Genomic DNA, 23,271 nt, shown 5'->3' with positions numbered 1-23,271 from the left:
TACAGGAGAGAAGACGCTGTCAAATATGAAGAGTAGTTCCAGGAAACCGGTCATCAATGAAAATATCGACGCCACGGAAGTGCGTCTGGTTCTCGCCGATGGTGAGCAAAAAGGCATTGTGACCATAGAAGAGGCCCGCGCCGAAGCGGCGGAGGCTAAACTGGACCTGGTGTTGATCGCGCCGGACGCAGAGCCTCCGGTCTGCAAGATCATGGACTACGGCAAGCATATCTTCGATATCAAGAAGCAAAAGGCTGCCAGTAAAAAGAAACAGCGTAAGACTCAACTGAAAGAAATAAAGTTTCGACCAGGGACGGAAGAGGGAGATTATCAGGTAAAACTACGCAACCTGATACGTTTCCTGACTGATGGGGACAAGGCCAAGGTATCACTTCGGTACCGCGGCCGGGAAATGGCCCATCAGCATCTTGGATTGGAGTTGCTGAACCGTATCCGCAAAGATCTTGAGGAATACGGTGTGGTTGAACAAGAGCCCAAGATGGAAGGTCGTCAGGCCGTTATGGTTCTGGCGCCGACGAAAAAGAAGAAATCCTGATCGGTTTCAGGATTTTATTTATCTTAACCTGTATCGCCAGTGATGGCTGATAAATGCGGAGTTGCAGTAATGAGCAAGATGAAGACCCATAGCGGTGCTTCCAAGCGCTTCAAAAAGACAGCCTCTGGCTGGAAGTGCAAAAGCGCCAACAAGAGCCATATCCTGACCAAAATGACCACCAAGCGCAAACGTCATCTGCGCGGCACATCGCTGGTATCTGCCTGCGACAAGCCGTTGATCGATCGTATGCTGCGTAAAGTGTAACCCCAGCGGATTTAGGAGACTGATATGGCCCGAGTTAAACGTGGCGTAACGGCGCGTCGCCGTCACAAAAAAATTCTGAAGCAGGCTAAGGGTTATTATGGTGCCCGTAGTCGTGTCTATCGCGTAGCGTTCCAGGCGGTTATCAAAGCCGGCCAGTACGCCTACCGTGACCGTCGTGCGAAAAAGCGTGTATTCCGCTCGCTGTGGATTACCCGTATCAACGCACAGGCTCGTGCGAACGGAATGACCTACAGCCAGATGATTGCTGGCTTGAAGAAAGCTAATATTGCCGTGGATCGTCGTGTAATGGCCGATCTGGCTGTGCATGACAAGGCAGCGTTTGCTGCACTGGTCAATCAGGCTAAAGCAGCCCTGGCATAAGTCCACAACGCGGTAATTTTCCTGCAGAGCCGGTTCGGGATCAATGTGCCCGTGCCGGCTTTGTACATTCATGGCATAGCGGAATAATCCATGACAGAAACAGATACGCTTTTACAGACGGCACTGCAGGCTGTGCACGGCAGTACCGATGAACGCGCCCTGGATCAGCTTCGGGTGGACTACCTGGGTAAAAAGGGGCGGCTGACGGAATTGTTGAAGGGTCTTGGCGGATTGCCCGCCGATGAGCGACCTGCCGCCGGCGAGCGCATTAATCAGGCCAAGCGACAGGTACAGCAGGCTATTGAAGAGCGCCGCCAGATATTGGTAGAGCAAGCGCTGGCGGAGCAACTGGCGGCTGAGACCGTTGATGTAACACTGCCCGGTCGTCGTCAGAGCGAGGGCGGTCTGCACCCGGTCAGTCGGACTATCGAGCGTATTCAGCAACTGTTTCAGTCGGCCGGCTACAGCGTTGCGGAAGGTCCGGAGATCGAAGACGACTACCATAACTTTGAAGCCTTGAACATTCCTGGCCATCACCCGGCCCGTGCCATGCATGACACGTTTTATGTGGAAGGCTCAGCAGCGGCCGGAGCTGGCTTGTCCTGGGTTCTGCGCACTCACACTTCACCGGTTCAGGTGAGAGTCATGGAGCAGGGTGAGCCGCCTTTTCGTATGATCTGTCCCGGCCGTGTGTATCGCTGCGACTCAGATCTCACGCACACGCCCATGTTCCATCAGGTAGAGGGGCTGCTGATCGATGAAGATGTCAGTTTCTCTGACCTGAAAGGGACGCTTGAGGAGTTCCTGCGGGCATTTTTTGAGGCTGATCTGGCTGTGCGCTTCCGGCCATCTTACTTTCCCTTCACTGAGCCATCTGCTGAGGTAGATATGAGCTGTGTGATGTGTGAAGGCAAGGGCTGCCGTGTTTGCAAACAGACCGGTTGGCTGGAGGTGCTGGGTTGCGGCATGGTACATCCGCGAGTGCTGGAAATGTCCGGTATCGACAGTGAGCGCTATCGGGGTTTTGCCTTCGGCATGGGAGTAGAGCGATTGGCGATGCTGCGATATGGCGTCAATGATCTGCGGCTGTTTTTCGAAAATGACCTGAAATTTCTTCGGCAATTCAATTGATTGCAGGATTTTTAGAAAGCTGTTTGTAAGAGCTGATAATTATGATTTTCACAAAACAATGGATACGCGAGTGGCTGGATCTGCCATTGGACCCCGATGCCCTGGTACACCAGCTGACAATGGCTGGCCTGGAAGTCGATGCCAGTGAGGCGGTGGCTGCCGACTTCAGCGGTATTGTTGTTGCCGAGGTACAGGATGTTCAGCCTCACCCCGATGCTGACAAGCTCCGTGTCTGTCAGGTTAATGATGGCAGCCAGATCCACCAGGTGGTGTGTGGTGCGCCTAATGTGGTGACCGGCATGCGTGTTCCCTATGCCACCATTGGCGCACAGTTGCCGGGCAAAGATGGTAAGACTTTCGCGATCAAAAAGGCGCGCCTGCGTGGTGTCGAATCTCACGGGATGCTGTGTTCTGCCGAGGAACTGGGCATGGCTGAATCTTCCGATGGTCTGCTGCCGCTGCCTGCCGATGCGCCTGTGGGGGAGAACGTCCGGGATTACCTGCAGCTCGATGACATCTATTTCGAGCTGGATCTGACGCCCAATCGAGGTGACTGCCTGAGTATCCGCGGGCTGGCACGGGAGATAGCTACGCTGAATAATCAGCCCTTCAAGGAAATCATCAACAGTAACGTCCCGGCACAGATTGACGATACCTTCCCGGTTCGCATCGATGCGCCGGACGCCTGTACTCGTTACCTTGGGCGAGTCATTCGTGATGTGGATGTCAGTGCGACTACTCCGCTCTGGATGCAGGAAAAGCTTCGCCGCTGCGGCCTGCGCAGCATTGATCCGGTGGTGGATGTCACCAACTACGTACTGCTGGAACTGGGGCAGCCCATGCATGCCTTTGATCTGGAGCGTCTGCAGGACGGCATTGTGGTCCGTATGGCCGACGGTCAGGAGCAGATCACATTGCTGGACGGCAAGGTTGTGCAGCCGGATACCGATACCTTGCTGATCACTGATAGCACTGGCCCTCTGGCGCTGGCCGGAATCATGGGCGGCGAGCATAGCGGTGTCAGCGAACAGACCCGCCATGTGTTTCTGGAGTGCGCCTGTTTCGATGCGCTGGCAGTTGCCGGGCGGGCCCGGCGCTATGGTCTTCATACTGATTCTTCACATCGCTACGAACGCGGTGTTGATTACAATCTGCAGACTCTGGCAATCGAACGCGCAACTGAATTGTTAATTTCCGTTGCCGGTGGCAAACCGGGTCCCGTAACAGTCAACAACGGTCAGGTGCCTTCTGCCCGCGAGATCAGTCTGCGTCCTGACAGGTTGGCCAAAGTATTGGGCATGTCACTTGAAGATGATGAAATAATCAACATACTTAACGGCTTAGGTGTGACTCTTGTAAGTCGTTCCGAAAACGAGTTGATTTTTGACATTCCCTCGTTCCGCTTCGACCTGAGCATCGAGGCTGACCTGATTGAAGAGGTTGCCCGGGTGTATGGCTACGAGCGACTGCCGGTCACTCGTCCGGGTATGCGCATGCGTATTCCCGAGACCAGCGAGACGCAGGTGCCGCTGTCACGTCTGCGTGAGCGGCTGGTCGCGGCGGGTTACCAGCAAGTTATTACCTACAGTTTTGTTGAACCGGGTCTGCAGCAGCTGATTCAGCCTGAACCGGCTGCAGTTGCTCTGCAGAATCCGATCTCTGCAGATATGGCGGTCATGCGCACCAGTCTCTGGCCAGGTCTGCTGTCCACCTTGCAGCGCAATGTTAATCGTCAACAGCATCGCGTGCGTCTGTTTGAAACCGGGCAGGTGTTTCTGGATGACGGGCAGTCCATCAAGCAGCCGGAACGGCTGGCTGGGCTGATGTATGGCAGCCGCTTTCCGAAAGACTGGTCGCATGCTCGCGAGCCGCTGGATTTTTACGATTTGAAAGGTGATGTGGAAGCCGTATTGTCGGTCGGTGGTGCGCTGTTGCGCTGCCGTTTTGAACCTGGCAATCATCCGGCCCTGCACGCCGGCCAGTGTGCCCGGATCATTCTGGACGGCCAGCTTGTGGGGCATATGGGTACACTTGATCCACGCCTGCAGCGGCAGCTGGATCTGAACGACAAAGTGTTTCTGTTCGAGCTGGATCTGGCGGCAGTCTCCAGAGCGCCCGTCCCGGCGTTTGAGCCCTTGTCGCGTTATCCCGAGGTTGGCCGTGATCTGGCGCTGGTAGTTGATAGACAGTTGCCGGTTGGTGAGATTGAGGCCTGTTTACGCGAGCTGGCCGGGGAATATCTGATTGATATGCGAATATTTGATGTTTATCAAGGCGATAAGCTTGATAATGATAAAAAAAGTGTTGCAATAGGCTTGACCTGGCAACATCCTTCGCGCACTCTAGATGACTCTGATATCAATGTGATAATTGATCGTTGTGTCAAAGGCCTGCAAGACAAATTTAATGCAAGTTTAAGGAATTGAGCATGGAGAAAGGGGCGCTGACAAAAGCAGAAATGGCGGAACGTCTGTTTGACGAATTAGGTGTCAACAAACGCGAGGCCAAAGAGCTGGTTGAGCTTTTTTTCGAGGAGATTCGTCTTGCTCTGGAGAGTAATGAGCAGGTTAAACTCTCTGGTTTTGGCAACTTTGACCTGCGGGATAAAAAGCAGCGTCCGGGCCGGAATCCAAAAACCGGTGAAGAGATCCCCATCAAGGCGCGTCGTGTTGTGACATTCCGTCCTGGCCAGAAGCTGAAGGCGCGGGTAGAAAAATATGCCGGAAGCCAGTAGTCAGGCCCAGGATCTGCCACCGATTCCTTCCAAACGCTACTTCACCATTGGCGAGGTGGGGGAGTTGTGCACGGTCAAGCCGCATGTGCTGCGTTATTGGGAACAGGAGTTCCCGCAGCTTAAGCCAGTCAAGCGACGAGGCAATCGTCGCTATTATCAGCGTGAAGATGTCCTGCTGATCCGTCAGATCAAATCCCTGTTGTACGATCAGGGCTTCACGATTGGCGGTGCCCGTCAGCAGATGAGCGGGCAGCACAGCCAACCCTCCGGTGCTGCAGTTGAAAAAGCCGAACTCAGGGAGATGATCAGGGCGCTGGAGGAAGCTATCGCTCTGCTCTGATTACTTTGTTAGCGAGACTGCTACATGTTGTTTCGAGCGATTGCTCTAAATGTTTTTCCGCTTTTCACAAATTTCATCTTTACATCATCATCTCGAATGATATATTGCATTCGCGGCAGCGATTACATGTTGCCGTTTCTTAAGCAGTAAAAATAAAAAGAAGCATGTCACTGTTTGAGGCTTGTTGTTGGCTACCAGGTTTCGGGAGAGGCCTGGGTTGGCTATTGTCTCAGCATCGACGACTCTTTGTTTCAAATAATAATTATCAAGAGGTTCGTAGATGAAGTTTGTTAATGAAACTACCCACAAGCCCGTCCGTAAGCTGTTGTACGTTGCAATTGCCAGTAGTCTGATGCTACCGGCTGGCTCAGCGATTGCCCAGCAGACACCCGAAGTTGAAGAAGTTGTAGTAACTGGTTCCTTCATTCGTCGCTCTGAGGGATTCCAGGCGGCTTCACCGATTCTGCAAGTCACTGCAGAAGACATCGCTGTGGAAGGCACACCCAATATGGGTGACGTGATCCATAACCTGAGTTTCAACCAGGGTTCCACCATTACCCAAAACTCATTGACAGGTGCCTCCAGCACTGCCACATCAATTAACCTGCGCGGCCTTGGATCAGGCGCAACGTTGAATCTGGTTGATGGCATGCGTGTGATAGGCACAAACGTGAACACATTCTTGCCCCAGATCGCCATCGCCCGCATGGACATCGTTACTGATGGTGCAGCCGCACTCTATGGCTCCCAGGCCGTGGCAGGGGTTGTCAACTTCGTGCCGCGCAAATCTTACGACGGTGTGCGGCTGGAAGCTTATCGCCAGGGTGATGATCGCGGCGACTATACCGACGATCAGTTCAGCCTGCTGGCCGGTACTGAATGGAATGGCATAGACCTGGTAGTGGCTGGTGAATACCGCACCAATGGTCGTTTGAAAATGATCGATCGTCCCGACAACTTTAATGCCGGACTGACCTCATCCAGCACGCCTAACCCGGGTCGCTACCGCGTGCCCGTGCGTGATGCCAGTGGCAACCTGACCGGCGCATATCGCACAATTTCTGATCCGAACTGTGGCGGTACCCGCGAAGATCCGACCCAGATGGGCAACAACCCTAATGGCTTCACATTTGGTGGACAGTGCTGGTATGACTTTGGTGAGTTCTGGGATTTTCGGGCGGCGCAGGATACTGCACAGGCATTTGCCAGCGCCCAGTATGATGTCAGCTCTGATTTGACTCTGTCTGCGCAGTGGGGATTGTTCAAACGCTGGTCATATAACCGTGGTTCGCCCTCTAACCCGGGTGGACGTGTGGGTGAGCTGCCGCCGGTTCGCGGAGAAATTCCGGGCAACCCGTTCCCGGCGCGTGATGCCAATGGCAACCAGCTCTATGCCGTTGATGCCAATGGTGACGGCGTGCCGGATCGTGATGGTAATGGCAACGTGATACGTGCAGCCGATGCAAACAGCGGCATTCCATTTAATGAGGATGTGTTGTTCGCATCCTGGCGTCCCTGGGGTAAACACGGTACTTTGCCGTCTCAACTGGGACCAGATGGTGCAACTGTAGGCGCCGGTGAGATTGGTGGCTGGCGCACAGCGCTGCGTGCCGACTTCACTGTACCCGTCCTGGAAGGCTGGGAAGGCTCCGCGACTTATATGTACACACGTCACACAGACCGAAGTCTCGCCAATAACTTCAGTCTGAGTGCTCTGACCGACGGATTGAATTGCGATGTGGCGAATGATCGGGCATCGTGTTTCAATCCATTTGTGTCCACTGACCCGTCTACATTGAACACCCAGGAAGTTGCTGATTCAACCTACCTGCAGAACCGCGTCAACGATGTGGACTCCCTGCAGACCTTTGATCTGGTCATAAACGGCGTGATTGCGCCCGGTGGTTTCGAGTTGCCCGGTGGCCAGATCGGCGCGGCATTTGGTTACCAATATCGGGAAGATCGCTTTGACAACACCCCAAGTCTGCACAGCCTGACTGGTGATGTGTTTATCGGTACGCAACTGTTCCCGGTCCGCGATGGACGTACAGTAGATGCTTACTTTGCGGAACTGTCGCTGCCGATTCTGGATAACCTGGAAGCACAGGTCGCGGTCCGTGATGAGTCTTACAGCACGGGCCAGTCCTCTACTGATCCCAAGTACGGTCTGGTTTATATCCCGACTGACTGGCTGACTCTTCGGGCAACAAAAGGCACCTCATTTATTGCACCGTCATTGAACCAGCTCAATGCTCCTCAGTCCTGTGGTCTGACCAACGTAGCTGACCCCTTTACAACATTCGCTGCATTTACTGCGAACTGTTCACAGGGTAACCCGAACCTGGTGCCGGAATCGGCTGATACCCAGTCTTTTGGTATCACCATCGATCCTATTGATGGCTTGAGCATCAGTGTAGATTGGAGCGAGACGGACTTCGTCGACCGAATCATCAGCTCAACAACGGCTGATATTCTGGCTGCCGATTTCTTTAACTTCCAGCAACAGACCGGGTTCTCGGGCCCTGGACTGCCGACACTGGCTCAGGTAGCTGCCTGGAACGCCAATCCGGCGTCGGATAAGCGCATTCAGCGTGATCCGAACAATATGGCCCAGATTGATCGCATCATCAGCAGTTCCAGCAACGCTTCAAAGATGCTGGTCAAGGCTATCGATCTGAAGACCTCCTATCAGTTTGATGTCAGAGACTGGGGCACCTTTACGGTAGGTCTGGATGCCACTTATGTGGATAGCTATACCTATCAGTTGTCACCTGAGCGGCCGGTTGTTGAGGCAAAAGGATTGCAGAACAACCTGACTGGTGCGGTACCACCCATGCCGGAATGGAAGGCTAACGCCCGTTTGGGCTGGTCTCGTGGTAACCACAGCGCTAACGTGCTGGTTCGATACATTGATGACATGGTGTTTGATGCCAGCAAGTTCTCATTCCAGCGGCTTCTGCCGTTCAGCAATTACCGCGAGGTAGACACACTGCGTGCTTCAACCATCACCGACGCCAGCTACAACTACCGCGGTGTAGAGGCGCTGGGTGGTGAGTTCTCCTTCACCATTGGTGCCCGTAACCTGTTCGATCGTTTGCCTCAGAAAGTGCCCATGCTCGGTGGTATGGAGTCCATTCTGTATGATCCGACAGGACGTATGGTATATGGTCGCGTTACATTTGACATGTAATGTGTATGCAGTTGTATAGGCAGCTGTAATCAATACAGTAAAAAGGCGGCCTGTTCCCCCCGGGCCGCCTTTTTCTGTTTAAGAGTTCTGTTTAAGAACGCTTTTATCGGTACATCTACTTGCATGCCGGCGCAGGGCAAGTATAATGCCGCTCTGGCTTTTCGGGGCGTAGCGCAGTCTGGTAGCGCACCACACTGGGGGTGTGGGGGTCGCAGGTTCAAATCCTGCCGTTCCGACCAATTTCTTTATGTAAAACAGCGACTCAGGTCGCTGTTTTGCTTTCTGCGGTTCCTTGTTTCAGAGGTGCGGGTTCACCACAATGATTCAACTTGGCAAACGCTACACCCTGCGAGTTTCCGAATTGTCCGATATGGGCGCCTATGTGGATGCGGGAAATCTCGGCAAGGTTTTGTTACCGCGCCGGCACCTGCCGGCGTCACTGACAGTCGGCGCGGAAATCAGTGTGTTTCTTTATCTGGACAGTGATGACCGATTGATCGCCACTACCCGTATTCCCCTGGCCATGGTGGGTGAGTTTGCCTTTTTAACGGTAGTGGATGTCAATAACGCCGGTGCGTTTCTGGATTGGGGGCTGGAGAAGGACCTGCTGGTTCCATATCCCGAACAACACAAACCCATGAAGGTCGGCCAGTCCTGTCTGGTTTATTTGTACGTCGACCGGGTACATGGGCGGATTGTCGCATCTTCCAAAATTGACAAATTCCTGGATGATGATCGGCCGCATCGATTCCGGGCTGGTCAGGCCGTGTCTCTCACTATAGCTAACAGCACAGATCTGGGTTACAAGGCTATCATCAATCACAGTCATTGGGGCTTGCTGCATAAATCTGACGTCAATCAGCGATTGAGTTTTGGTCAGAGTCTCAGGGGTTATATCAAGCATGTGCGCCCCGATGGCAAGATCGATCTGAGTTTGCAGAGTCGGGATGACAGGCTCGACAAAAACGCTGAGACTATCATGCGATATCTGCGTCAACAGGATGGATTTGCACCGCTGCACGACAAATCAGATCCGAAATTGATAGAGCAGACACTGGGCATGAGCAAGGCGGCTTTCAAGAAATGCATCGGCCGCCTGTACAAGGATGGCCTTATTGATCTGAGTGCTGACGGTATCCGAATTTTATAGATCTTCGACATGCCCGCATTCAAGAGATGAGCGGGCTGGGCGGTATTGAATCTGCTTGTGCACTTGGCGTTGATGTGTGTTACAGCGTACACTCGTGCTGATTATAATCATTAAAAGCCCGATTCTGCTATGACGCCAGACTCTCATCTACACAACTTGCTGGTAGCTGAAACGCCGCAGGTGGAAAAAAACTTCCGGGCCGGCGAAATTATCATGCGCCAGGGCGAGCCTGGTGAGATTGCCTACTTTATCCAGCAAGGTCAGGTTCAGGTGCTGGTGCGCCTGGCGGATGGCAGCGAGGTTGAAGTGGCCCGTCGCAGCGCTGGCAGTCTGATTGGCGAAATGGCAATTGTTGACGGTGGGCCTCGCAGCGCATCGATCATCGCTCTGCAGGACTGCTGTCTGCTGGAAATCAGTCGTTCAGAGTTTAGTAAGGCGCTTACGCACGCCAATCCCATTGTTGGTCTGGTTACCCGACTGATCCTGATGCGGTATCGCAATATCCTGCAGCGTTCAGCCTCACTGGGCGAACTTGATCCCGCGTCGGTAGCCCTGGAGCGGGAAGAGCATGCCCACGCCGAGCAGAGCAAAGTCCTGGATGCCGTTCGACTGTCAAACGAATTTCGGGTTGCGCTCGCCGATTCGCAACTGTTTCTTGAATACCAGCCTTTTGTGGAATTAAGCAGTGGTACGGTGATTGGGTTTGAGGCGTTGCTGCGCTGGAATCATCCAGTGCATGGCCGTATGCCACCGGATCAGTTTATCCCTCTTATAGAGGAAACCGGTCAGATAATAGCGGCGACACGCTGGGTATTTCGTGAGGCCTGCGGAGCCTTGTTGCGAATGCAGCAAGCGGCAGGCAATAACGATCTTTTTATGAGCATTAATTTTTCGGCGCAGGATTTTGATGAGCCGGAATTTGTCACATCGCTTTGCAATGTCGCCGAACAGGAAGGCATTGAGCCCCGCAATATTCATCTTGAGATAACCGAGCGCTTATTGCTGCGTCAGGCGAGCCATGTCAGCGAGACGCTCAAACTGTGTCGGGATAAGGGCATGGAAGTGTCAATTGATGATTTTGGTACCGGCTACTCATCTTTGAGTTACCTGCACCGCTACCCCATCAGCACACTTAAAATTGATAAGAGTTTTATCAGTAACATGAGTAGTGATGACGGTGCGCTGGGACTTGTTCGATCTATTATGTCGATCAGTGACAACCTGGGTTTATCGATAATTGCCGAGGGTGTGGAGAACGACCAGCAAGTCAGTATGCTGCGCTCTTTACGCTGCCACGTAGCTCAAGGATTCTATTTCTCCAGGCCTCTTGCTGAGTCAGATGCCATAAGCCTGCTGAACGGGGTGCACATTGATGCGTGACCTTCTCTCTGAGTGGTTCATGAATAGTTCACTACGTGAATTCAGTACAGAAATGCTACGCAGTATCCCGGGACTGCCACCTATATTGCAGACTATTCATTTATTGGGGCTGGTGATGCTCATGGCATCAGTTGTCATGATTTGCCTGCGGGTACTGAATATAGCCGCCCGTCGTCAACAACTGCAGGAGCTTGGATTGCGATTGCAGCCCTGGTTCTATTGGAGCCTGCCGGTCATGCTGTTCAGTGCCTTGCCATTTTTTTTGGCACGCCCGCAGCGTTATATCTACAACCCCATTTTTGCGATCAAACTGGTTGCCTTGCTTGTGGCGCTTCTCGCCAGCATCAGCCTTCTGCGCCATTTACGGCGGCTGTCTTCTGAGGCGCCGGGTATCACAGCCCGACTGATGGCGGTGTGCGCGTTGCTGTCGTGGTTGTTGACGGCGCTGGCAGGACGCTGGATTGCCTATGTTGATTACATATTCTGGGCAGGGTGAAGGCTTATGCTGCAAAGTGAATTCTGGTTGAATCTTGAGTATCTTTGGCTGTCTGAGCAAATAGGGGCTACCTGGTTGTTTCCGCTCTTCAACTCGCTGCACGTGATTGGCATTACCTTCATGCTGGGCTCTCTGTTGATGGTGGACCTGCGCCTGTGTGGTCTGGCGGCTCGAATATACAGTCTGCAGATGCTGACGCGTGATTTTTTGCCCTGGGTCTGGGGCGCTTTTGTGATCTCGGTGGTCACGGGTCTTGGTCTGTTTATTACCCGGGCGAGTGCGCATGTACTGAATATTGCTTTTCAGTGGAAGATGATTTTGATGTTGCTGGCGGGTATCAATATGGTGCTGCTGCATTTTATGCTGCGTCGTTATCGCAATGCTCAGCAAGCTGAAACATTGCCTGTATCCGTTCGGGTGGCGGGCTTTGCCTCATTGCTGCTATGGGCTGGTGTCATGTTGTCGGGTCGCTGGGTGGGACATATCATCTGACTGATCGTTACAAGCCTGAGAAATAAGTGATCTGCAAAAAAAGGAGAAAGAAAGTGGGCGAAGCATACATAGTGGGCGCGGTGCGTACAGCCTGTGGGCGACGAAATGGCCGGCTCAGCAAAATTCATCCCATCGACCTGGGCGCGGCCGTGGTTGATGAATTGTTGGATAGAAGTGCCGTACCGGTAATGGCGGTTGACGACGTGATATTTGGTTGTGTCAGTCAAATTGGCGCACAGGCGGGTAATCTTGGACGTAATGTAGTCCTTGCGTCCCGGCTGGATATTTCGGTGCCAGGTGTCACAGTAGATAGACAGTGCGGCTCTTCCTTGCAGGCCATTCACTTTGGTGCGCAGGCGGTGATGTCGGAAACCCAGGATCTGGTGATTTGTGGCGGTGTTGAAAGCATGAGCCTGGTTCCGATCGGTTCGAATATAAATGACTCCTTATCGTTGGGGCGCGGCGTGCCGCGCGGTGAAAGAATTGATGAGCTGTACCCAGGTATAGAATTCAGCCAATTCTCCGGCGCTGAATTGCTGGCACAAAAATACCATATCAGCCGTAATGAGCTGGACAAATTTGGTGTGTTGAGCCACCAGCGCGCGGCTCAGGCGACCCAGAATGGATATTTTCATCGCGAAATCGTGCCGGTAGAAATTACGACTGAGGATGGGAGCCTTGAAACGCATACTGTTGATGAAGGTATCCGTTACGATGCCAATCTTGAGTCAATGCAAGGCCTGAAAACGCTGTTTGAAGGAGGCGTGATTACAGCGGGCACTGCCAGCCAGATCAGCGACGGCGCAGCCGCTGTGATGATTGCAAACCGACGAGCGGTGGAACGATACAATTTACCTGTACGTGCCAGGATTCACACCTTGACCGTGGTGGGCTCTGATCCGGAGATCATGCTGGAAGGTCCGGTGCCTGCCACAGAAAAGCTCCTGGAACGGGCGGGGTTGACTATAGATGATATCGATCTGTATGAAGTAAACGAGGCCTTTGGGTCAGTGCCACTGGCCTGGGCTAAAGCGCTCGGTGCAGATCTGCGAAAACTTAATGTGAATGGCGGCGCACAGTCGCTTGGTCATCCTTTGGGTGCAACTGGCGCCAAATTGACTACAACTCTGTTGCATGAACTGGAACGGCGCGAGGCGCGTTACGGGCTGATTGCTATTTGTGAAGGTGGTGGAACGGCCAATGCGACTTTAATAGAGCGTATGGATGGTATTGACTGGTAATGATGACAGGGTTTGTTAACACCTATGTTCGTGAGCTGCCGGGCGAAGAGGGTGCTTCCAGCGAGAGTTCGGCTGAGCCTCGTCAGGTTTACGGAGCGGCCTGGTCGCCCGCCAGAGCTGAACCGGTTTCCGCTCCGCAGTTGCGAGCATGGAACGCCAGCCTGGCAGAACAGCTGGGCTTGACGATTGAAAAAGAACTTTGTGCGTCCGTTTTTTCAGGCAATCGTCTGATGGATGGAATGCAGCCCTATGCTGCCTGTTACGGAGGACACCAATTCGGGCAATGGGCCGGTCAGCTTGGCGATGGACGGGTGATCAATCTCGGTGAATGGCAGGCAGCAGACGACCAGAACTGGACCCTGCAGCTAAAAGGGGCAGGACGAACGCCTTATTCCAGACATGCTGACGGTCGTGCGGTATTGCGCTCATCGATTCGTGAATACCTCTGCAGCGAAGCCATGCACCATCTGGGCATCCCGACTACAAGGGCCCTGAGCCTTGTGGAGACCGGGGACATGGTGGTGCGTGATATGTTTTATGACGGCAATCCGCAAAATGAGCCGGGCGCGATTGTCTGCCGCGCTGCGCCTGGCTTCCTTCGCTTCGGTCATTTCGAGCTGCCTGCGGTGCGAGGTGAACTCGATGTACTGAGGGCTCTGCTGCATTACTCCGTTCGCCATGATTATCCTGAGCTGGCCCCGTTGCTGGCAACGTCAACGTCGGATGCAGAAAGGGTCGCGGTGTATCTGCAGTGGTTCAGCGCCGTCTGTGATCGTTCCATGAATCTGGTAGTTGCCTGGCAGCGGGTGGGATTCGTGCATGGTGTGCTTAACACAGATAATATGGCCGTTAATGGACTGACCATTGATTATGGCCCCTATGGCTGGATAGATGACTACGACCCGAACTGCACACCGAACACCACCGATGCCGGACAGCGCCGTTATCGATTCGGGGCCCAGCCAGAAATCGTGCGCTGGAATCTGTTTCGTCTGGCCAATGCCATTTATCCATTGATTGGCGAGGCAGAGCCACTTCAGGATGCGGTGGATGTGATTGCAGTCGAGTTGAGCCGGCGCCTTCACCAAATGATGGCTGACAAACTGGGCGTTGATGCTGAAGACCTGGCTGCCTCGCCGGTCAAAGAGTTGCTGGAACAGGCGTTAACCGCTCAGGAGACCGACATGACGCTGTTTTTTCGCTCATTGAGCGAATTCGGCCGATCGCATGACAACAGATCATTGCAGGTTTGTGTGCAGTCCGCGTTTTATGCGGGCGAACTCCGGGCGGAGAATCTCGACCTCTATCGTCGCCTGGAGGAACAATACCGTCTTCTGATTCGTGATCCCGACGATGAGTCCCGCCGTGATCGCATGAAACATTGCAATCCTCGCTACGTGCTTCGAAATTACCTTGCCCAACAGGCCATTGATGCCGCGCATCAGGGCGACTGGTCAGTGTTCGATGAGCTTTCGGCTGTATTGAGGCAGCCTTACGCCGATCAGCCGCAACAGGCCGCCCGCTTCGGTGCATTGCGCCCGGATTGGGCCCGCAGCCGGGCCGGATGTTCCATGCTTTCATGCAGTTCATGATCTTGTTGCTGCTTTTGATCGTAAATGTCAGTTAATTGGGCGCAACTTTGAACTGCGGTAACACTTTGTCACCACAGTCATTTATCAAGACCGTATACTCCAGCTTGCGCACCTGACAGCGCTTATTTTTTTGTAAGCCGACGGATTGGAAGTGGCCCTTGGCCCGGGAGTGGAAATTGCAATTTATCAGCCGACACCCGCTTGTCATCTTTTTTCTGGCAGCCTTGATTGCTCTGTCTTATGGTGTTTATACCAAGCTCCAGCCTGCGGCAGGTAATGCAACCGGTGGACCTCCAGGCATGGGAGGGCGGCCTGGCGGGATGGCGGCACCTTCAGTGACAGTCGCTCTGGTAGAAAGAGGCAGTTTCATCGATCGCGTCGAGTCAGTGGGCACCGCACAGGCTAATGAATCGGTGACCATTACCCCTAAAGTCTCGGATATTGTCACACGGCTGCATTTTTCCGACGGCGACTACGTGGAAAAGGGCGATTTACTGGTTGAGCTGACTAATACCGCTGAAACAGCACGTCTGTCAGAAGCACAGACAGCACTTGATGATGCCCGTCGCCAGCTGGAACGCGTCAAACAGTTGAGTGCCAATAACCTGGTATCCCAGTCTGATCTTGATGACGCCGAAAGCCGGGTAGAGACTGCCTCTGCACGGCTGGAAGGTGTGGTTGCCAATATGCGTGATCGGGTGATTGTGGCGCCATTCAGCGGTGTGCTCGGTTTTCGTAACATCAGCGAAGGAACCATGGTGACTCCGAACACGGCCATCACTACCCTGGATGATATTTCGACCATCAAACTTGATTTCAACGTGGCAGAGTCCTTTCTGGCTCAACTGCAGAGTGGTCTGCAGATTAATGCCAATAGTATTGTCTATCCGGGCCGGACATTTACCGGTGATGTGCAGGTTATCGGTTCGCGGGTCGACGAAGCAACCCGCTCTGTACCGGTGCGCGCGCTTATTGATAACCCCGACGGGGACCTGCGCCCCGGCATGTTACTGACCGTGGGCATGATGCTTAATGAGCGTGACACCATTGTCATCCCGGAGCAGGCCGTTGTGCCCGCACAGGGACGCCAATACGTATTTGTAGTTGATGAAGAAAACACGGCACGCCGCGTTGAAGTGACACTGGGCGCCAGACGCCCGGGCATCGTTGAGGTGCTGTCAGGCCTGGTGCCGGGGCAGCGGGTGGTTGCCGAGGGAGTCGCCCAGGTGCGCCCGGGACAGCCCGTAAGAATTCTTAACAACCCGACCTCCAGCACTTCGTCCAGTGCGGGCGACAGCAGTCGAACATCCGGTTCCGACAGTAATAACCGTACCTGATGTGAAGGTACTGACTGTTTTCAGAGGAAATTAGCATGGTTTTGTCTGACATCTCTGTCAAACGCCCGGTTTTTGCGACAGTCATCAGCCTGCTGCTGGTGGCTTTTGGCATCCTGTCTTTTATGGAGCTGCCATTGCGGGAATATCCTGATACCAGCCCGCCCATTGTGTCTGTCAGCACCAGCTATCCGGGTGCGTCGGCGGAAATTGTGGAGCAGCAGATCACCCAGCTGATCGAAGACCAGATTAACGGAGTTGAAGGCGTAACCTCGATCAGCTCCTCGAGCAGTGACGGCAGCTCTCGCGTATCCGTTGAATTCGAAGTGGGCCGTGATATCGACCAGGCTGCCAATGACATTCGGGATAAAATTTCCCGCGTTACTCGGCGACTGCCCGAAGACGTGGATCCGCCGGAAATTGCCAAGGCTGACGCCGATGGCCGCCCGATCGCTTTTTTCAATTTGACAAGTACCCGGATGAGCTTTCTGGAGCTCAATGACTATGCTGAGCGTTATATCGTCGACCAGTTTGCTGTCATTGATGGCGTGGCCAATGTTAGTGTGCGGGGTACGGGCGGCTATGCAATGCGAGTATGGCTTGACCGGGTCAAGCTGGCGGCGCGCGGGCTGACGGTAACGGACGTCGAATCGGCGTTGCGTCGCCAGAATCTGGAATTGCCGGCCGGACGTGTTGATTCTGTAGATCGTGAGTTTACCGTTCGCGTGGACCGGGTTTATCAGACACCTGACGATTTTTCCCGACTGGTCATCGGCAGAGGTCAGGACGGTCACCAGATTACACTGGGCGAAGTCGCACGAGTTGAACTGGGCGCGGCCAGCACGCGCTCTGTCTTTCAGGGCAATGGCACTGACGCGGTTGGCCTGGGGCTGGTCAAGCAGTCAAACGCTAACAGCCTGTCCGTGTTGCGTGAGGCGAAGGCGCTGACCGAGCGTATCAATGCAACACTGCCAGATCATATGACACTGGTTCTGTCTAACAGCGATGCAGAATTTATCGAAAACGCCATCAGTTCGGTCTATTCAACCATCTTTTTGACCATTGCGCTGGTCAGTCTGGTCATCTACATGTTCCTGGGCTCCATCCGCAGTATGCTGATTCCGGCCGTTACAATCCCGGTTTGTCTGCTGGCAGCCTTTATCGTGCTGCTGGCTTTCGGTCTGACCATCAACCTGATCACGCTGCTGGCGATGGTGCTGTGTGTGGGTTTGATAGTCGATGATTCCATTGTGGTTCTGGAGAATATTCAGCGACGTGTTGAGGCGGGTGAGCCGCCATTGTTGGCAGCCTTCAATGGCTCTCGTCAGGTCGGATTCGCGGTCATAGCCACAACGCTGGTTCTTATCGCGGTTTTTGTGCCAGTGGTGTTCATGGAAGGCAATATGGGCATTCTGTTTTATGAACTGGCGATTACCATTGGCGGTGCCGTGGTGTTTTCGACGGTTCTGGCCCTGTCACTGACACCCATGATGAGTTCAAAGCTACTCAACAACCACTCCCATGAAAGCTTTTTGACCCGTAAGGTGGATCAATTCTTCCGCTGGTTGCAGCGCGGTTACCATAGCACACTTGAGGTGTGTCTCAAATTCCGCTCGCTGGTCGTCGCCGGTTTGTTTTTTATTGGTATCGCCGTCTATTTTCTCTGGCAACAGGTGCCATCAGAATTCGCCCCGCAGGAAGATCAGGGTGTGATGATGGCACGCATGAGTGGCCCGGAAGGAGCCAGCATGGCATACATGCAGGAACAGACAAATCTGCTGCAGGATACGCTAATGCCTTACCTGGATCGGGGTGAGGTGAAAAGCATTGTGACCATGCTGCCTGGTTTTGGTGGCGGTAGCGGCGTGAGCAGCGGCATGACCATTATTGCGCTCCCTGATTGGGCCGAGCGGCCGCGTGAAACAACTGAAATCATGGGCGAGCTGATGACCGAGTGGCGCAATATTCCGGGATTGGAAACCATGATATTCATGCGCTCTGGTCTGGTGCGCGGTGGCGGTGGTCAGCCGGTCCAATTTGTCATTGGTGGACGAACCTATGAAGAGCTGGCCCAATGGCGTGACATGTTGATTGAACAGGGTGAAGCCAGTGGTCTGTTTACACGCATGACCTCTGACTTTCTGGAAACTCGCCCGAGCCTCACCATCACGGTAGACAAGGTACGGGCTGCCGATCTTGGCGTGTCGATTCAGAGCATTGGCAGAACATTGCAGGCCATGATGAACGAAAGTCGCGTGACGACCTTTGTTGATGCGGGTGAAGAATACGATGTGATTCTTCAGGCGGAAGAGACTCAGCGAGCGTCGCCGGACGATCTGACCAATATTTATGTGCGCTCAGAAAGCACCGGGCAGTTGATTCCGATGGCCAACCTGATCCGCATTGAAAATACCTCATCACCCAATTCACTGAATCGTTATAACCGGGTACGTGCCATCACTATCAGTGCAGGTTTACAGCCCGGTGTCACCTTGGACGAAGGGCTGGCATTTCTTGAAAACCTGGTGCTGACAGAATTGCCGGAATACGCCCAGATTGATTATAAAGGTGAATCACTGGAGCTTAAGGAGGCCAGTGGCGGGCTGGTGTTTATTTTTGCCATGTCCCTGCTGGTGGTATACCTGGTACTGGCCGCGCAATTCGAAAGCTTTATTCATCCTCTGGTAATCATGACAACGGTCCCGCTTGCTATATTTGGGGCTTTGATTGGCTTGTTGCTGACCGATGGTACATTGAACATTTATACCAATATCGGGCTGATTGTACTGGTGGGCATTGCCAGCAAGAACGGTATTCTGATCGTCGAATTTGCCAACCAGCTGCGCGACGAAGGCAAGGCCTTCCGTGAGGCGCTGGTCGAAGCTTGTGACATGCGACTGCGGCCTGTGCTGATGACGGCGCTATCGACCATGATGGGCTCGCTGCCACTGATCTTCTCCACCGGTGCGGGATCGGAAAGTCGCATGTTATTGGGTACCGTGATTTTCTCGGGAGTATTGATGACCACCTTGATGACCCTGTTTGTGGTGCCCGTAGTTTATGATCTGCTGGCCCGTAACACGGGTTCGCCGCAGGCGGTTTCCAACTTGCTTAATACCTTGCAAAGCAAATACACTGGGGCCAGATCGGCTCCGTTGCCGCCGCACGCAGGTGGTGCTGATGGTCAGACTGTCAATCAGCGCCTTGATGATCTGTAGGCTTGTCTGGCAGCAGCGTCGCCTGATATAGGGAAATTACTGTTGAGGAGACGCTGATGGGCCTGTCATCCGTTATTGTGCTGGTTTTGTTTGCCGTACTGCTTTTGTATGGTGTCAGTATTTACAACCAGTTGGTCAGCTTGCGTAATCGATATCAGAACGGTTTTGCGCAAATCGAAGTTCAGCTTAAACGTCGTTATGACCTGATTCCTAACCTGGTGGAAACTGCCAGGGCCTACATGAGCCATGAGCGAGAGACACTTGAATCGGTCATAGCGGCTCGCAATGCAGCCGCGCAAGGTCTTCAGAATGCGGCGGCCACTCCCGGTGATGCGGCGGCCATGCAAGCCCTGCAAGGACAGGAAAACGCCCTGGCAGGTGCGCTGAGTCGCTTTAATGTTGTCATGGAGGCCTACCCTGACCTGAAGGCAAGCCAGAATATGATGCAATTGAACGAAGAGCTCAGCAGCACTGAGAACAAGGTCGCCTTTGCCCGCCAGGCTTATAACGATCAGGTCATGGCCTACAATACCTATCGCCAGAGTTTCCCACCGATTGTGTTGGCAGGCTTGATGGGGCACGGCAGTGACGCCAGTCTGCTGGAATTTGCAGACAGCGAGCAGATTCAGTCTGCGCCCAAGGTATCGTTCTGATTCGGCGGATCTACTCTGATGGATTTTTTTGGAGCGCAGCAGCATGCCAGGTCGCTGAGCAAGCGGCTTGTCATCCTGTTTATTCTGGCTGTACTGTGCCTTGTGTTGATTACTCAGGCTCTGCTCTGGGTGACTTTGCAGGCGCTTTCGCAAGGACGCGATGCAGGGCAGGGCGCTGTAACCCTGGCCTATGATCCTGTGCTTTTTGCTGGTTCTGCGGTGGCTATTATTACTGTCATCGCATTAGCCAGCCTTTACAAAATTGTCAGTTTGCGTGGCGGTGGTCGTCGTGTCGCTGAAGCGCTTGGCGGGCGCCTGCTGATTGCTGATAACGGTAGCTTCAATGAACAACGCCTGCTGAATATTGTAGAAGAAATGGCGATTGCATCGGGCATGCCAGTGCCGCCGGTGTATGTGCTGGACGAAGCGGGCATCAATGCTTTTGCGGCGGGTTATACTCCGGCTGATGCAGTTATAGGCGTGACACGTGGCGCGCTCGATACATTGAGTCGCGATGAGTTGCAGGGTGTTATAGCTCATGAGTTCAGTCACATATTGCATGGCGATATGCGCCTCAATATTCGTCTGATGGGATTGTTGCATGGCATCCTCGTCATTGGCATGCTCGGTTATTATCTGCTTCGATCGGCACGTTTTCAGCGGCGAGGGAATAATACTGCGGCTATTGTTGTGATAGGACTGGGGCTTGGAATCATTGGTGCGGTTGGTGTATTTTTTGGCAAACTCATCAAGGCTGCGGTAAGCCGCCAGCGAGAGTTTCTGGCCGATGCATCAGCGGTTCAATATACCCGAAATCCAGATGGAATTGCTTCAGCGCTGAAGCATATAGCGGCTCATCAAAACGGTTCATTGCTGGATAACCCGGCGGCTGAAGAAATCAGTCATTCTCTGTTTGGTGCTGGCTCCAGACTTAATCTGCAAGGGCTGTTTGCCACCCATCCGCCATTGGAGCGGCGCATTCGTCGCCTGGATCCGGATTGGAATGGCGAATATATTCCGTCAGAGCCACGTCCGGCTTCGTCGGCATCATCGTCGAAACAGGCAGATGCCAATCGTCAGTCGACACTGGCGCAAGTGATTCTGACTCTGCCAGTTGCCATGCAGCGTATCGGCAATCCCGACAAAAATGATCTGCAACGCGCAGGCCAGTTGCATCAGCAGATACCCGTCGCCATGCTGGCTGCTGCTCGTACGCCTTTCGGCGCGCGGGCGATTGTTTATCTGTTGTTGCTGGAAGAGGCGGCTGAGTGTCGTGCTGAGCAATGGCGGGTTCTGGAAAGGCAGGCAGATCCGGCAGTACTGGTCGAACTTGAAAAGCTTCTCCAGGAGTCGCCGTTGTTGAGCACTGAGTTGCGACTGCCGGTTCTGAACGTGGCACTATCGGCGCTTCGGCAATTGTCAGAAAATCAGTACCACATATTGCGCGATAATATCGAGGCGTTGTCACGACTTGACAGCAAACCCAGACTCAGTCGCTGGCTGGTCCGAAAATTATTAGTCAGTCATCTGGACGGGCAATTCAGCGGTGGGGTGCCTGAGTATCCGGTCGACGGCAGTCTGGCTCTGACCGCTGTGCGCGCAGAGCTGGCGGTTGTGTTATCGCTGCTGGCGTATCTGGGTGGACGGCAGGCTACTGAAGCATTTAACGCGGCAGCCAGGGAGCTGGCCGTGACTGGCGTTGACGCTGTTGCGGCAGACAGTCTGAGTCTGGAGCAGCTTGACAAGGCGACTGATCGCCTGGCTCAATTAAATGTCGAAGCCAAACAGACGCTGTTGCGCGCAGCGTTACTATGTGTGCACCAGGATGGTCAGATTAATCAGGCGGAGCGTGATCTGCTGGCTACCCTGGCAGAAATTCTGCAGGTGCCATTACCCGCATCCTGGCACTGACTCAGCCTGCGATCAATTCAATGCGGCTGTGACGCTGTTCATCGCGAGTGTTTGCCACCAGCAGGTAGTGACGTTTTCCGTCTGGTGTTTCTACCATGTCGATAATGTCATTGTCTGCCTCAATACCAAAATTGTCCAGTGATTCGCCTTGTTCCAGCAGCAGATAGCCGGGTCGTTTTTTGGCTTCTGCCCGATAGTACATACGAGCGACCACTTCCTGCCCCGTGTAACACCCTTTCTTGAAATCGATGGTGCCGTTAAGGTCGTAACCCAGTAGCTGAGGCGTGAAACATTCTTCCTGGCCCGGTCGAACATGGGCAATGCCATCCTGTATATCAAATAATCGCCAGTCAACTGCCTGACCCTGCCGAAGGTTTCCAGCCAAAGTGCTGAGCCATTGGCTGACCTTGTCATGGCCGGAATCCAGCAGCAATTCAAAGCGTGCCGGTGTTGATGTGCTGTTATTGATACGCGCCACTTTCAGACCTGGCAAATTGATCACCTGGTCGATGTCACCTGGCCAGTTCTGAAACTCAGCGGCGGACGAGTGTCCCGGGTCTGAAAGACTGACACCAATACACTGGAAGCGGGCATCCATGGTCTCGATATCTGTCTTGAAAAAGACCTGATATTTGGACAGGCTGCTGCGGATCTTTTCAGCCATACCCTGAGGACATTGCATGATAATGTTGTCTTCATGTTGCCAGAGTTGTACGTCACTGATGACCCGACCTTTAAGATTACACAGGGCACCTCTCAGCCTTGTGTTGCCCGACAGTCGGTTCATATCGCAGCTGAGCTGCCCCTGTAGAAATCGTTGGCTGTCCTTGCCGCTGACCAGCAGCAGATCACACGGGATATCGGCTACAAAACTATTGGTACTTGAAGTCATAAAAGTTTGAGGGCAAACGCCTGAAATATGGATTACAATACTGGCATGTTATCAGAAATTGCCTACAAGAAGTTGCTCTGGCACAGTCGACGCGGTATGTGGGAGCTGGATATCCTGCTGTTGCCATTTGCCGAACAGCAATTGTTGACGCTGGGTGAATCCGAACAACGACTCTACGAGAGGCTCCTGTCAGAAGAAGACCAGGATTTGTTTGCCTGCCTGGTCGAACGCGCCGTGCACCCGGATCCCGAATTGCAGGCTCTTGTTGTCAAAATCCGTGAATTTTCAAAGTCCGGAGTCAAACGTCCACACTGAG

General features: G+C 53.5%; 20 protein-coding genes and 1 tRNA gene. 20 read left to right on the top strand and 1 reads right to left on the bottom strand.

Translation table 11 applies throughout. The annotated features are described in order from the left end of the window. Positions 1-25: 25 nt before the first annotated feature. The 19 genes from infC to PS2015_RS08005 all read left to right on the top strand — a co-directional run bounded on the left by infC (position 26) and on the right by PS2015_RS08005 (position 22,063). A complete protein-coding gene (gene infC / locus PS2015_RS08095) occupies positions 26-556 on the top strand; it encodes a translation initiation factor IF-3 (protein ID WP_058021728.1) in 531 nt (176 codons plus the stop codon). Positions 557-625: 69 nt separating this feature from the next. Next, a complete protein-coding gene (gene rpmI / locus PS2015_RS08090) occupies positions 626-820 on the top strand; it encodes a 50S ribosomal protein L35 (protein WP_058023218.1) in 195 nt (64 codons plus the stop codon). 24 nt (positions 821-844) lie between these two features. Further along, the gene (gene rplT / locus PS2015_RS08085; protein WP_058021727.1) at positions 845-1,201 is read left to right on the top strand and encodes a 50S ribosomal protein L20; all 357 of its coding nucleotides are present in this window, start codon (positions 845-847) and stop codon (positions 1,199-1,201) included. 90 nt (positions 1,202-1,291) lie between these two features. After that, a complete protein-coding gene (gene pheS / locus PS2015_RS08080; RefSeq protein WP_058021726.1) occupies positions 1,292-2,332 on the top strand; it encodes a phenylalanine--tRNA ligase subunit alpha in 1,041 nt (346 codons plus the stop codon). A gap of 41 nt (positions 2,333-2,373) precedes the next feature. Further along, the gene (pheT, locus tag PS2015_RS08075; protein WP_058021725.1) at positions 2,374-4,758 is read left to right on the top strand and encodes a phenylalanine--tRNA ligase subunit beta; all 2,385 of its coding nucleotides are present in this window, start codon (positions 2,374-2,376) and stop codon (positions 4,756-4,758) included. Between the two features lie 2 nt (positions 4,759-4,760). Further along, positions 4,761-5,066, top strand: coding sequence for an integration host factor subunit alpha (gene ihfA / locus PS2015_RS08070; RefSeq protein ID WP_058021724.1), 306 nt, complete (start codon positions 4,761-4,763; stop codon positions 5,064-5,066). Then, on the top strand, positions 5,050-5,406 hold the full coding sequence (locus tag PS2015_RS08065; RefSeq protein ID WP_058021723.1) for a MerR family transcriptional regulator: 357 nt from the start codon (positions 5,050-5,052) through the stop codon (positions 5,404-5,406). The genes ihfA and PS2015_RS08065 overlap by 17 nt, the downstream gene beginning before the upstream one ends. A gap of 280 nt (positions 5,407-5,686) precedes the next feature. Then, positions 5,687-8,596: a TonB-dependent receptor domain-containing protein gene (locus tag PS2015_RS08060; RefSeq protein ID WP_058021722.1), complete on the top strand. Its 2,910-nt coding sequence runs from the start codon at positions 5,687-5,689 to the stop codon at positions 8,594-8,596. Between the two features lie 162 nt (positions 8,597-8,758). Further along, positions 8,759-8,835, top strand: a tRNA-Pro gene (locus tag PS2015_RS08055). Positions 8,836-8,915: 80 nt separating this feature from the next. Then, entirely contained in the window at positions 8,916-9,746 is an 831-nt protein-coding gene (locus PS2015_RS08050) for a CvfB family protein (protein WP_058021721.1), read from the top strand. A gap of 129 nt (positions 9,747-9,875) precedes the next feature. Further along, positions 9,876-11,126, top strand: coding sequence for an EAL domain-containing protein (locus PS2015_RS08045; protein WP_082628041.1), 1,251 nt, complete (start codon positions 9,876-9,878; stop codon positions 11,124-11,126). A 19-nt stretch (positions 11,127-11,145) separates the two neighbouring features. After that, positions 11,146-11,622: a DUF6644 family protein gene (locus PS2015_RS08040; protein ID WP_156412691.1), complete on the top strand. Its 477-nt coding sequence runs from the start codon at positions 11,146-11,148 to the stop codon at positions 11,620-11,622. A 6-nt stretch (positions 11,623-11,628) separates the two neighbouring features. Beyond that, positions 11,629-12,114 carry a DUF6644 family protein gene (locus PS2015_RS08035; RefSeq protein WP_058021718.1) on the top strand — a complete coding sequence of 162 codons (486 nt, stop codon included), beginning with the start codon at positions 11,629-11,631 and terminating at the stop codon, positions 12,112-12,114. 53 nt (positions 12,115-12,167) lie between these two features. After that, complete coding sequence (locus tag PS2015_RS08030; RefSeq protein WP_058021717.1) at positions 12,168-13,355, top strand: acetyl-CoA C-acyltransferase; 1,188 nt, start codon at positions 12,168-12,170, stop codon at positions 13,353-13,355. After that, positions 13,355-14,947 (top strand): protein adenylyltransferase SelO, encoded by a 1,593-nt coding sequence (locus tag PS2015_RS08025; protein WP_156412690.1) that lies wholly within the window; start codon positions 13,355-13,357, stop codon positions 14,945-14,947. Before PS2015_RS08030 ends, PS2015_RS08025 begins: the two co-directional genes overlap by 1 nt. Positions 14,948-15,123: 176 nt before the next feature. After that, positions 15,124-16,284 (top strand): efflux RND transporter periplasmic adaptor subunit, encoded by a 1,161-nt coding sequence (locus tag PS2015_RS08020; protein WP_058021716.1) that lies wholly within the window; start codon positions 15,124-15,126, stop codon positions 16,282-16,284. A gap of 35 nt (positions 16,285-16,319) precedes the next feature. Beyond that, entirely contained in the window at positions 16,320-19,499 is a 3,180-nt protein-coding gene (locus PS2015_RS08015; protein ID WP_082628040.1) for an efflux RND transporter permease subunit, read from the top strand. A 56-nt stretch (positions 19,500-19,555) separates the two neighbouring features. Then, on the top strand, positions 19,556-20,152 hold the full coding sequence (locus PS2015_RS08010; RefSeq protein WP_058021715.1) for a LemA family protein: 597 nt from the start codon (positions 19,556-19,558) through the stop codon (positions 20,150-20,152). Between the two features lie 18 nt (positions 20,153-20,170). Then, entirely contained in the window at positions 20,171-22,063 is a 1,893-nt protein-coding gene (locus tag PS2015_RS08005; RefSeq protein ID WP_058021714.1) for a M48 family metallopeptidase, read from the top strand. Between the two features lies 1 nt (position 22,064). Here the strand turns inward: PS2015_RS08005 and ygfZ are convergent, their stop codons facing one another. Then, positions 22,065-22,955: a CAF17-like 4Fe-4S cluster assembly/insertion protein YgfZ gene (gene ygfZ, locus PS2015_RS08000; protein WP_058021713.1), complete on the bottom strand. Its 891-nt coding sequence runs from the start codon at positions 22,953-22,955 to the stop codon at positions 22,065-22,067. 27 nt (positions 22,956-22,982) lie between these two features. On the opposite strand from ygfZ, the gene PS2015_RS07995 reads away from it, so the two are divergent. Continuing rightward, on the top strand, positions 22,983-23,270 hold the full coding sequence (locus PS2015_RS07995; RefSeq protein ID WP_058021712.1) for an FAD assembly factor SdhE: 288 nt from the start codon (positions 22,983-22,985) through the stop codon (positions 23,268-23,270). Position 23,271: the final 1 nt, after the last annotated feature.

Origin of the sequence: Pseudohongiella spirulinae (genome assembly GCF_001444425.1) — a bacterium.
GTDB classification, from domain to species: domain Bacteria; phylum Pseudomonadota; class Gammaproteobacteria; order Pseudomonadales; family Pseudohongiellaceae; genus Pseudohongiella; species Pseudohongiella spirulinae.
This window is presented reverse-complemented; position numbering and strand designations above follow the sequence as displayed.

Coding starts and splice junctions, on each gene's coding strand:
- PS2015_RS08045 (WP_082628041.1), top strand. CDS start 9,876: ATGACGCCAGACTCTCATCTACACAACTTGCTGGTAGCTGAAACGCCG.
- PS2015_RS08005 (WP_058021714.1), top strand. CDS start 20,171: ATGGATTTTTTTGGAGCGCAGCAGCATGCCAGGTCGCTGAGCAAGCGG.
- PS2015_RS08015 (WP_082628040.1), top strand. CDS start 16,320: ATGGTTTTGTCTGACATCTCTGTCAAACGCCCGGTTTTTGCGACAGTC.
- PS2015_RS08025 (WP_156412690.1), top strand. CDS start 13,355: ATGATGACAGGGTTTGTTAACACCTATGTTCGTGAGCTGCCGGGCGAA.
- pheS (WP_058021726.1), top strand. CDS start 1,292: ATGACAGAAACAGATACGCTTTTACAGACGGCACTGCAGGCTGTGCAC.
- PS2015_RS07995 (WP_058021712.1), top strand. CDS start 22,983: ATGGATTACAATACTGGCATGTTATCAGAAATTGCCTACAAGAAGTTG.
- ygfZ (WP_058021713.1), bottom strand. CDS start 22,955: ATGACTTCAAGTACCAATAGTTTTGTAGCCGATATCCCGTGTGATCTG.
- infC (WP_058021728.1), top strand. CDS start 26: ATGAAGAGTAGTTCCAGGAAACCGGTCATCAATGAAAATATCGACGCC.
- ihfA (WP_058021724.1), top strand. CDS start 4,761: ATGGAGAAAGGGGCGCTGACAAAAGCAGAAATGGCGGAACGTCTGTTT.
- PS2015_RS08010 (WP_058021715.1), top strand. CDS start 19,556: ATGGGCCTGTCATCCGTTATTGTGCTGGTTTTGTTTGCCGTACTGCTT.
- PS2015_RS08065 (WP_058021723.1), top strand. CDS start 5,050: ATGCCGGAAGCCAGTAGTCAGGCCCAGGATCTGCCACCGATTCCTTCC.
- rpmI (WP_058023218.1), top strand. CDS start 626: ATGAGCAAGATGAAGACCCATAGCGGTGCTTCCAAGCGCTTCAAAAAG.
- rplT (WP_058021727.1), top strand. CDS start 845: ATGGCCCGAGTTAAACGTGGCGTAACGGCGCGTCGCCGTCACAAAAAA.
- PS2015_RS08040 (WP_156412691.1), top strand. CDS start 11,146: ATGAATAGTTCACTACGTGAATTCAGTACAGAAATGCTACGCAGTATC.
- PS2015_RS08060 (WP_058021722.1), top strand. CDS start 5,687: ATGAAGTTTGTTAATGAAACTACCCACAAGCCCGTCCGTAAGCTGTTG.
- PS2015_RS08050 (WP_058021721.1), top strand. CDS start 8,916: ATGATTCAACTTGGCAAACGCTACACCCTGCGAGTTTCCGAATTGTCC.
- pheT (WP_058021725.1), top strand. CDS start 2,374: ATGATTTTCACAAAACAATGGATACGCGAGTGGCTGGATCTGCCATTG.
- PS2015_RS08035 (WP_058021718.1), top strand. CDS start 11,629: ATGCTGCAAAGTGAATTCTGGTTGAATCTTGAGTATCTTTGGCTGTCT.